We start from the raw sequence: 9,387 nt of genomic DNA, 5'->3' as shown, positions 1-9,387 counted from the left end.
TCTAAACCGATATACGGACCCTTAAATTCAAACTTAAGATCATTGTTGTGATAATCCTCTAAATCAATATTAAATTAATTAGACTATCTTTATAACTGTCTGCGTGCATGTTTTAAAGCAGTGCGAAGACCTTCTTCTAGAGTAGGGTGATAGAAAGGCTTCTCTAGAATGTCATTTAACGTCAATTCCTCACCTATTATCCAGCTTAATAAATGAGCCATATGTTCTGTTGCTTCTGTAAATAATTCAGCACCAAGAAGTTTTTGACTTTCTTTCTCTATATAAACCTCAATCGCACCTCTGTTTTTCCCAAGAACTATAGCTCTTCCTTGTCGTTCATAAGAGGCTTCACCTGTAATAAAATCTATACCATTGTCTTTTAGTTGTTTATAACTTTGCCCGACGATCGCCATTTCAGGATGACTGAATACAATTCCTAATGGGGTAAGCGTCTTAACTGAATTAACCTGTGGATAATTCAAACAGTTATAAACAACTTTTTTCCCTTCATGTGCTGCCTCATGTTGCAGTGGTGTTGAGGTATAAGCATCACCAACGATAAAAATTGGATATGTATCTAACTGCTTGGTTTTTGTATTTATAGGTAATAACTTAATATCTTTAAAAGAGTTATCAATATTTTCTAGTTTTAGAGTATCAATTAAACTCGTACGACCTGTTGCTGCTAAAACATATTCAACTTTGAGAATTTTCTCTGTTTCATCAAGTTGGTAAGTTAATACAGCGTTTTCTTCACTGCATTTAACTTCATTTGGTAGAGTTTCGAATAGAATTTTTAACTCTTTACCTAGCTCTTTTTGTGCAAGTTGTTGAAGCCTAGAACTAGTAAGTACTCCAATCCGTTTACTACGAGCAAAGATTGTAGTTTCTACACCTAAACGATGCATTGCTTGAGCAATCTCAAGAGCAATCACACCACTTCCAATAACAGCAATAGATTTAGGCAGTGTTTTTAACTCAAATATTTGATCTGTTGTTATAAGACGATTACCAAGTTCTTTCTTCCAGGTTTGATCATAATTAGGAGTTGAACCGACAGCGAGAATAAAACTTTTTGATTGGTACTGTTGCCCATTAACCTCTATAGTTTGTGAATCAATAAAATGTGCTTTACCAGAAATTTTATGTTCTGCAGGCCATTGTTCTACATCTTTTAATGTTGCTTGTGTAAAACGATCACGTAAAGTTTGTACGTGCTGCATCACTTGATCTGTATTAATTTTTGCAGATACATTCAAAGCAACCTCTTGAGCATTTTGAATGTCAAACATGCGGTTTGCTGTAGAGATGAGGACTTTACTTGGCATGCAGCCTACACGAGCACAAGTGGTATCCCATGGTCCATCATTTATAATTAAAATATTATTGGTATGTTTAACGGCTTCTTTATATGCGCTAATACCAGCAGTACCTGCGCCAATGATAATAATATCGAACATTGTCATTAAGCTATTTTAATAGATATTTAGAATATATAGAAAAACCCTCTTGAACAGAGGGTTTGATTCTAATTATTTAGCTTTAAAATGTAAATTTTTGCATAAAAGGTGTTTTTAAAGTGGTTGAAACAGTCCCATTTTGATTAATAGATTGACCTTCAATACTTATACCATTAATGATATGTTTAAAATTTAATGCAGTTCCATTCGGAGACTGTTTAAAAGTGAAAATATTTGGTCCTTCTAAATAAACACTGCCATTAAATTTTTGTGCATTCGTTGTTGGAGATTGATTCTCAACACGACTTCCTTCAATACCAGTAATACTTGGTAGACTCAATACTTGATTGCCACTGAGTTTCACTTGATATGTCGCATTGTTCGTATTGCCTGGAGTAGAGTTCACAATGAATGAAATTGGCTCTGCAAAAGGAACATTTGGATTATCATTAATAAGTACGTTGAAACCAGAACCACTCTGAACTACGTAGAGATCACCATCAGTTGATGTATTATCTTTATATACACTCATTGCACCGGTAGTAACTTCTTTTTCGGTTGGTTGACCTGTTTGTGGATCTTGAACAGTGGCCGTTGTAGTAATTTTATAATCGCTTGTCGTTGAGTTAATTAATACAAATCTTTTTTGTTTGGTTTGTTGGAGTCCCCATGATTGTTGGAATGGATATGCAAAAGCTCCAGTAATTGTTACATCTTGGAAGTTTTTATCATTATTTTCATTTTGAAAAATATAAATTCTGGTATTAGATTGATATTCCTGTAGATTTGGAGAGATATTGTCAGAGGCGAGTTTAATATTCTTTAAATCATCTGCTGTAATATCAAAATCCCAATCATTATAACCTGTAAGTAATGATTTTATTTCTTCCCCTTTAAAAACGTAGCAGGCGCGATAGTCGGTAGTACTATCTATAAAACATTTGTCACGATAGTGGTCGGAGTACTTGGTAAGATCTACTTTGCGAATATCTAAGGTTAACTTGAGTGGACCTTGAGCGAAAGTGTCTAGTGCGTGATCAATGTAACCTTTTGATAATTTTTCATCGTTAAGATCATAGGCGCCAAACAAATATTTTCCTTCTTGCTTTACACTATTTAAAACAGAAGTAGCCAACTCTTGATCTGTTGATGGTGTGGTTGGTGTTGTTGTAGAGCCTGAACTTGAATTTTGGTTATAGTAGCCATCACCGCCACCTCCACCACAAGCTGTCAAAAAAGCAGCCAAAGTAATCCCACATACCCCATGAGTAAGTTTCATCATTATCCCCAATTAAAATGATAAGTTATTTAAAATAATTTTTTAGATTTATAAAATAACATATATTTCATGAGGTTGCTCATTATATTTATGAGCAATTAGCTAATTAAATTCTTGTACCCATAGTTACTCCAACCGTAGGTTTTACTTGCATTGAGGAGCATGCTGTAAGAATTAAACAGCTTAAAAGAGCGAATATAAATTTATTCATAAAAATTAATAATTGATTCAAAAAAGATTTAAATACTTTAGATCAATATTATTTTTAGTTCTGTTGAATTCATGCAGAGATATGCAAAATAAGTTATCAAAAAACCCTACTTTAAGGAAGAAATAGGGTTTTATGGAATATTAATTTCTTAAAATTAGTCGTCTAATAAATCCATTTGTTTTGCTAATTGATATAGATTATTTGAACGGTTTCCTGTGCGGCAAAACATAAGTACAGGTTTTGGCAACTCATTGTAATGATTAGCAAAAGTACGTACATCGAGTTCTGTAATTTGTCCAGCTACAACAGGTTGATAAACATAGTCTAAACCTACTTGGCGTGCTGCTTCTTCAATTTGAGCACTTGTAGGCTGTTCTGGGCCGCCTTCCATATCTGGTCGATTATTGATAATCGATTTAAATCCTTTTTCTACAACTTGGCCAACATGCTCTGGACCAATTTGACCTGCGAAACCAACATTATCTGACATTTCGTCACTCCAAAATTTAACAAAACCTCTTATGCTGTATCATAGCATTAAGCTTAACCTGAGATACAAGACACTCTTGTGTTGTTCTGACTGAGAAAGTTATGTCTTATAGCTAAGTTATAAATTTTAAAAACGATCATCGCGCTATTTTAAAATTGGTTATTCATATTCTATTTCAACGGAGCACATATGCACGCTTATACGGTTGAGCCTTTATATGTTCCATGTGGTCAGGAAACGATCGCAGCTGATTTTTATATTCCTAAAACAAATAAGAAATCTGCCGTAATTATTATGGCCCATGGTTTTGCTGCGTTGCGTCAATTTAAACTCATCCAATATGCTCAGCGGTTCGCCCAAGCAGGTTATGCTGTTATTTTGTTTGATTATCGATATTGGGGTGGGAGTACTGGCAAGCCTAGAGAAATGGTCTCAATCAATTCACAATTAGAAGATTGGAAGACCGTTATTCAATATGCTTCGACCTGTAAGCTTGTAGATAACCGAAGGATTGTACTGTGGGGAACTTCTTTAAGTGGCGGATATGCACTAAGCCTAGCTTCTGAATTAAAGAATATTCAGGCAATTTTAGTACAAATTCCTTATGTAGATGGTGCTGAAACTGCCAAGCTCTATCCTTTGCAACGTTATCCTCAAGCATTGAAGTTATCGAGTCAGGATTATATGGGATCAAAGATGGGGCTTAATCCAAAGAGGTTGCCTGTGGTTGATCAACATAACTTATGCTTTATGCCTACAGCAGATAGTTATTATGGCTATCTATCGATTGTGAATCCTGACTATTATTGGAGCGGGGAAGTCCCAGCTCGCGTCTTCTTTAATTTGATGCGATACCGTCCAATTCAGGTTGTACGTCAGATTAATATTCCGGTTTTATTTATTGCAGCCCAAAAAGATTCACTTATTCCTATTGAGTCCAGTCGCGAAGCCGCGACAAATATTGCACCTTTTGTGAGTTATCATGAGTGGGATATGAAACATTTTGATATCTATCACGGTTCATGGTTTGAAAAAGCAGTGATAACCCAATTAGAATTTTTACATCAGCATATAGGAGTGATGTAAATGATTATTGTATGTGCATCGTGTGGTGCTAAAAACCGAGTTCCGGAAGAAAAACTTCCTGAGCAACCAAGCTGTGGGCAATGTCATCAGCCATTGCTACCGCTTGCACCTATTGAACTAAATGAGCAAAATTTTAGTAACTACATCACGAATAGTGATTTACCTATTCTCATAGACTTATGGGCAGAATGGTGCGGACCCTGTAAAATGATGGCTCCACATTTTGCGCAGGTCGCAAAACAGAATCCAGGCGTTATTTTTGCCAAGATTGATACCGAAGAATCTCCTCGCTTGAGCCAAGCTTTTCATGTGAGAAGTATTCCGACACTTGTCTTAATGAATAAAACGACAGAGGTCGCGCGTATTAGCGGTGCATTACGTGCGCCTGAATTGCAGCAGTGGCTCGATCAACAACTTCAAACGAATTTCGGGAGCTAAGGTGTCAGAAGCTTATACCAAACCAGAAGGAATTTTATCCTTACAAACGATTGCCATGCCAGCAGATACAAACTGGAGTGGTGATGTGTTTGGTGGATGGATTGTGTCACAAATGGACTTGGCTGGAGCAATTCACGCAGAACGTTTCAGTCGTGGCCGTTGTGCTACGATTTCCATTAATCAAATGACCTTTTTGGTTCCGGTAAAGGTTGGCTTTGTCATTAGCTGCTATACCAAAATCTTAAAAGTTGGAAATACTTCTATTCAGATGCAAATTGAAGTTTGGGATAGTCATGATGACTCTCGTGCGCCAATACGTATTACTGAAGGGGTCTTTACTTTTGTAGCAGTGGATGTAAAAGGTAATAAGCGTCAAATACCCGAAGAAGCAAGACAAAAGTTTTTAGATACTCAATAAAACGTATAAAGCCTGAATATCAATATTCAGGCTTTAATTTCGACAAAGAACTCATTTTTAGAATTAAAACATCGTATTGGTATTTTTGCTTTGCTCTGGAATATTTTGTATCACATCCCAATGCTCTACGATTTTTCCATTTTCGACACGAAATATATCAATAATTGCTCTTCCTCGATCTTTTTCATTTTCAGTCGAATGGACATGTAAAACGACAAGATTACCTTCAGCAATTGCACGTTTAATCTCATTTTTAGCTTGAGGATTGTTTTGAAATTTTTCAGTGAAGAAATTAACAAAAGGTGCTTTCCCATCTGGTACATTCGGATTGTGCTGAATATATTGTTGACCAATATAACGGTCTGCATATTCTTTGACTTTATGTTTTAAAAAGACGCCTTCATAAAAGTCGATGACTATTCTTTTGTTTTGAGCGCTTACTTTATCTATCGCTTCTGATTTGGTCGAAGTTAATTTACTGGTTTTAACGTGAGGTTCAGTCGCATGAGTCGTTATTGTTGTAAATATTAAACTGGTAAATAAAGAGGAAAGAATCAGTATTTTTTTCATTTTGACCTCAAGATACAAAAAATAATTTTTATATCTTGAGGCAAATAAAAATCTAAAAATACTTTAGATTAGTTATTATTTCTTACGTTTAGGTAACCATGCCCACAGCATCTGGCACTGGATTGGTTCATTGCCTGCATCATCAATGACTGTAACCGGAATCACAAGTTCACCTTTCTCATTAGCTGCAATAAACTTTTGCTGTTCAGCAGACAATGTTGCTGTAGCAGTCAAACCACCTTCAACCACTTTTAAATAATCTACATGCAATGATTTGATTAATAAAATGCGGTTATCAGGAATATGTAAACCCGTTAGAAAACCTGTTGCAGTTTCTGCTAAAAGAGCCATCGCCGCAGCATGTACTCCTTTAATATGATTCTGCATGTTTTTCTGGTTTTCTAAACGGACAGTAACGTGGTTTGAGTCTACTTCCAGATAGCGGATATTTGCTGTACCAACCATTGGCACGATACGACCAAACGCCTTGCTCCAAAGCGTGCTCCGAATACCTTTAGGGAATTTTGAAGTCGCTTTTACCAGTTTTGATAGACGATTGGATTGAGACATGGAATTACCTTAGCTTTGAATGTCACGAAAAGAGATTAATCTTTAAAGTTATTAAACTGTAATGGCACACCAAATTGCTGTTCACGTAAAAAATTCATGACTTGTTGTAAAGTGTCACGCTTTTTATCTGTTACACGAATTTTGTCGCCTTGGATAGAAGATTGCACTTTAACGCCACTTTCTTTAATGGCTTTATTAATTTTTTTTGCAGTATCTGAGTCAAGACCGTCTTTAAGTTTAATTACTTGTACAAAATTTTTGCCTGAAGCAGCAGCTTTTTGTGGATCAAGTGCTTGTACATCAATTTTACGTTTATAAAAGTGATTTTCTAACATGTTGTAAACTTGTTCACACTGGAAATCACTTTCTGTACTGATTTTAATTTCTTTATTTTTTTCGTTTATTTCGACTGAAACATCATGACCACGGAAGTCAAAGCGTGTTGCAATCTCTTTTTGTGTGTTTTGTACAGCATGATTAACCTCAAATAACTCTAATTCAGAGACAATATCGAAAGAAGGCATAGTTTAGACCTTTACAAAGTGAAAGAATATTTGAGATGCTAAGAGGGTTTTCTTCATTTGCCAAGTGTTGTTTACATCAAAGGAGTGCACAATGATCCGTAAACAAGAAATTACAACATTTGAATTCCCAGAAAATGCTGTTATCTGGGATGTCCGTGATACTAATGCTTATGCAGAAGGGCATGTTAAAGGTGCGGTGAATCGCCCGATTAATGATTTGAATGCTGATATTTTGAACCAGGTCTCTGCGGGTCAGCCGATTTATATTTTATGTGGTGGTGGTAGCAAAGCTCCTCGTGCAGCTGAGAAACTAGAAGGATTGGATGCCTCGCGTGAATATGTCGTGCTGATGGGGGGGACACGTGCAGCTCGTGATGCTGGCTTGCCTCTAGAGCAGGGCGCATAAAAAAAAGCACCCTAGGGTGCTTTTTTATTGAAGAGAACTATTGCGGTTTGTGTGGTTTGAAATACGGCTTTTTAGGTTTTACTTTTTTTTGAAATCTTTGTGGATTCAGTTTTTGTAATAAGCTGTCCGGTACTGGGCAAGCCTCTCCTAATATCTGGGCAACCAAGATCTCGCTGCATAGCGGAGCAAATAGAAAGCCCTTAGAACCAAGACCTGCAAAAGTAGCAATTCGACTATTCTCAAGCATTTTTCCAACAAGAGGAAAATAATCTAAGCTTTGTGCACGGATAGATGCACGGCCTTGCCATGTCGAAGTGGATGGTAACTTTTCTGCATATGCAGGGAATACACTGTGGATTAATTCAAAGTTATGCACATGGTCTTCGGGAAGCACATCTTCATCTTCACGATTTGGGTAAAAAGATGCACCTAAAATCATCTGTGAAGCATCAAGTTGCATGCAATACCCACCATAGCTATAAGCTTCATTTAAAGGCAGGGGAGCAAAAGAATTATTAACCCAACTCACTTGTCCGCGTATTGGTTTTAACTTTGGATAGCTTTCAAATAAAGCAGCACTTCCCCGAGCACAGCACACAACAACATGGTCTGCCTCAGCAATAACCTCATTATCAGTATGCAATTGCACTTTATTTTCAAAAGGAACCAGTGCTGTGACATGGGCAATTTTTAGAGCAATTAAAGGGTGTTGTAAAATTTCATCACGTAGTTGATGTGGTGAAACAGAACCCGCTTCGGTTAGTGAAATGCTAAAATATGCGGTTTCAAGTGAGTTTGTTGAGTGGGTAACAACTTCTGCTGGATATTGGTTTACAAGATCGAGAAGTTCATCCGCATTTTTCAATGCGATTTGTTGTATTTGAAGTGGACGGAATGCTTGAAAATTTTTATAAAAATTTAAGGCATGTTGCCAACTTAAAGTCATGAGATGTTCATGGCTTTGTTCAATCGGACATAGTTTAGGATTAAGCAATGCCAAAGGGTTTCCAGAAGCGCCAGATAATGCTTCTGTTTGCTCGTATAAGGTGACTTGATGCCCGCGTGCTGCAAATGCCCACGCCGTAGTTAAACCTGCTACACCAGCTCCTATAATCGCAATATGCTGCTGTTCATTATCCAATGACTGAACTTGGTCTGATTGTGAGGATTCATCATCAGATTGAGGTGGATTCCAGATTGCTTTGAGCATTTCCCGTTTATGCCGAAAACCACGTGGACGAGAAATACTAACACCATGCGCTTTTAGCCCACGTTTTAAAACACCCGCGACACTAAAAGAGGAAAATGTGCTGCCATAGTCAGAAAGACGAACAATATGGTTTAAAACGTTTTGTTCCCACAGCTCTGGATTGCAAGAGGGCGCGAAGCCATCTAAAAACCAAGCATTTACTGCTTTAGTTTTAGCTATGCTTGGGAAAATGTCTTGTGCATCTCCTAGCCATAGGTCGATGCTAAAACGCTCGTTAGGAAAAGTTAAGCGATGACATCCAGCAATAGGGAGCGGATATTGTTCAATTAATTGCTCTGCAAGTGGTTTAAGCTCATCCCAGACATTTAAAGCACGAATAAGGTCAGCTTTACTTAATGGAAATTTTTCAACACTAATTGCATGTAAATGACTTTGATTATCTGGACGAACTTGTTGCCAAAGTTGCCAAAGTGCAAGAATGTTTAAACCTGTACCAAAACCGGTTTCTCCTACACTGAAATATTCAAAATCTTTTAGATGGGCTAAGCGTTCTGATAAGTCATTACCATTTAGAAAAACATGTCGTGTTTCAAGTAAGCCATTATCTTTAGAGAAATAGACATCACCAAATTGTTTGGAAATGGGAACTTCGATACCATCGATTAATTCCCAATCCAGTTCTGCTGTTTGGATACGGTTTGATACGTTCATTTGGTTTAATAGAT

At 36.9% G+C, this 9,387-nt stretch carries 12 protein-coding genes and 1 pseudogene; 4 read left to right on the top strand and 9 right to left on the bottom strand.

The annotated features are described in order from the left end of the window. The 5 genes and pseudogenes from ACS604_RS13855 to ACS604_RS13835 form a co-directional block, all read right to left on the bottom strand. Window positions 1-71: pseudogene (locus tag ACS604_RS13855) on the bottom strand (TIGR04219 family outer membrane beta-barrel protein); the annotation flags it as partial. Between the two features lie 18 nt (window positions 72-89). Next, complete coding sequence (locus tag ACS604_RS13850) at window positions 90-1,460, bottom strand: dihydrolipoyl dehydrogenase (protein ID WP_312825068.1); 1,371 nt, start codon at window positions 1,458-1,460, stop codon at window positions 90-92. 82 nt (window positions 1,461-1,542) lie between these two features. Next, window positions 1,543-2,739: a hypothetical protein gene (locus tag ACS604_RS13845; protein ID WP_474771991.1), complete on the bottom strand. Its 1,197-nt coding sequence runs from the start codon at window positions 2,737-2,739 to the stop codon at window positions 1,543-1,545. Between the two features lie 106 nt (window positions 2,740-2,845). Then, window positions 2,846-2,950 carry a lipoprotein gene (locus tag ACS604_RS13840; RefSeq protein ID WP_371864353.1) on the bottom strand — a complete coding sequence of 35 codons (105 nt, stop codon included), beginning with the start codon at window positions 2,948-2,950 and terminating at the stop codon, window positions 2,846-2,848. Window positions 2,951-3,104: 154 nt separating this feature from the next. Continuing rightward, entirely contained in the window at window positions 3,105-3,440 is a 336-nt protein-coding gene (locus tag ACS604_RS13835; protein WP_002116083.1) for a protein tyrosine phosphatase family protein, read from the bottom strand. A 189-nt stretch (window positions 3,441-3,629) separates the two neighbouring features. Here ACS604_RS13835 and ACS604_RS13830 point away from each other — a divergent pair, with 189 nt between their 5' ends. The 3 genes from ACS604_RS13830 to ACS604_RS13820 are packed head-to-tail and all read left to right on the top strand — an operon-like array spanning window position 3,630 to window position 5,382. After that, a complete protein-coding gene (locus tag ACS604_RS13830) occupies window positions 3,630-4,526 on the top strand; it encodes an alpha/beta hydrolase (protein WP_005309502.1) in 897 nt (298 codons plus the stop codon). Then, a complete protein-coding gene (gene trxC / locus ACS604_RS13825; RefSeq protein WP_003655112.1) occupies window positions 4,527-4,964 on the top strand; it encodes a thioredoxin TrxC in 438 nt (145 codons plus the stop codon). A gap of 1 nt (window position 4,965) precedes the next feature. Continuing rightward, window positions 4,966-5,382 (top strand): acyl-CoA thioesterase, encoded by a 417-nt coding sequence (locus ACS604_RS13820; protein WP_151964273.1) that lies wholly within the window; start codon window positions 4,966-4,968, stop codon window positions 5,380-5,382. A 63-nt stretch (window positions 5,383-5,445) separates the two neighbouring features. Here ACS604_RS13820 and ACS604_RS13815 read toward each other — a convergent pair whose 3' ends face one another. The 3 genes from ACS604_RS13815 to ACS604_RS13805 form a co-directional block, all read right to left on the bottom strand. Next, window positions 5,446-5,952: a nuclear transport factor 2 family protein gene (locus ACS604_RS13815; RefSeq protein WP_151964274.1), complete on the bottom strand. Its 507-nt coding sequence runs from the start codon at window positions 5,950-5,952 to the stop codon at window positions 5,446-5,448. A 75-nt stretch (window positions 5,953-6,027) separates the two neighbouring features. Beyond that, entirely contained in the window at window positions 6,028-6,522 is a 495-nt protein-coding gene (locus ACS604_RS13810; protein ID WP_004789063.1) for a DUF4442 domain-containing protein, read from the bottom strand. A 35-nt stretch (window positions 6,523-6,557) separates the two neighbouring features. After that, window positions 6,558-7,046, bottom strand: a complete 489-nt coding sequence (locus ACS604_RS13805; RefSeq protein ID WP_004789065.1) for a YajQ family cyclic di-GMP-binding protein — start codon at window positions 7,044-7,046, stop codon at window positions 6,558-6,560. 91 nt (window positions 7,047-7,137) lie between these two features. Between ACS604_RS13805 and ACS604_RS13800 the strand changes: the two genes are divergently transcribed. Beyond that, on the top strand, window positions 7,138-7,452 hold the full coding sequence (locus tag ACS604_RS13800) for a rhodanese-like domain-containing protein (RefSeq protein ID WP_002116171.1): 315 nt from the start codon (window positions 7,138-7,140) through the stop codon (window positions 7,450-7,452). A gap of 37 nt (window positions 7,453-7,489) precedes the next feature. Here ACS604_RS13800 and mnmC read toward each other — a convergent pair whose 3' ends face one another. Beyond that, window positions 7,490-9,373, bottom strand: coding sequence for a bifunctional tRNA (5-methylaminomethyl-2-thiouridine)(34)-methyltransferase MnmC2/FAD-dependent 5-carboxymethylaminomethyl-2-thiouridine(34) oxidoreductase MnmC1 (gene mnmC / locus ACS604_RS13795; protein WP_474771989.1), 1,884 nt, complete (start codon window positions 9,371-9,373; stop codon window positions 7,490-7,492). Between the last annotated feature and the right edge of the window lie 14 nt (window positions 9,374-9,387).

The organism is Acinetobacter sp. Li1LvA2, assembly GCF_056156705.1.
Note: the sequence above shows the minus strand (reverse complement) of the source record. Positions and strands in the feature narration are given on the sequence as shown.

Bases quoted from the DNA above. Each gene is read 5' to 3' on its own strand.
- ACS604_RS13850 (WP_312825068.1), bottom strand. From the start codon at position 1,460: ATGTTCGATATTATTATCATTGGCGCAGGTACTGCTGGTATTAGCGCA.
- ACS604_RS13845 (WP_474771991.1), bottom strand. From the start codon at position 2,739: ATGAAACTTACTCATGGGGTATGTGGGATTACTTTGGCTGCTTTTTTG.
- ACS604_RS13840 (WP_371864353.1), bottom strand. From the start codon at position 2,950: ATGAATAAATTTATATTCGCTCTTTTAAGCTGTTTAATTCTTACAGCA.
- ACS604_RS13835 (WP_002116083.1), bottom strand. From the start codon at position 3,440: ATGTCAGATAATGTTGGTTTCGCAGGTCAAATTGGTCCAGAGCATGTT.
- ACS604_RS13830 (WP_005309502.1), top strand. From the start codon at position 3,630: ATGCACGCTTATACGGTTGAGCCTTTATATGTTCCATGTGGTCAGGAA.
- trxC (WP_003655112.1), top strand. From the start codon at position 4,527: ATGATTATTGTATGTGCATCGTGTGGTGCTAAAAACCGAGTTCCGGAA.
- ACS604_RS13815 (WP_151964274.1), bottom strand. From the start codon at position 5,952: ATGAAAAAAATACTGATTCTTTCCTCTTTATTTACCAGTTTAATATTT.
- ACS604_RS13810 (WP_004789063.1), bottom strand. From the start codon at position 6,522: ATGTCTCAATCCAATCGTCTATCAAAACTGGTAAAAGCGACTTCAAAA.
- ACS604_RS13805 (WP_004789065.1), bottom strand. From the start codon at position 7,046: ATGCCTTCTTTCGATATTGTCTCTGAATTAGAGTTATTTGAGGTTAAT.
- ACS604_RS13800 (WP_002116171.1), top strand. From the start codon at position 7,138: ATGATCCGTAAACAAGAAATTACAACATTTGAATTCCCAGAAAATGCT.
- mnmC (WP_474771989.1), bottom strand. From the start codon at position 9,373: ATGAACGTATCAAACCGTATCCAAACAGCAGAACTGGATTGGGAATTA.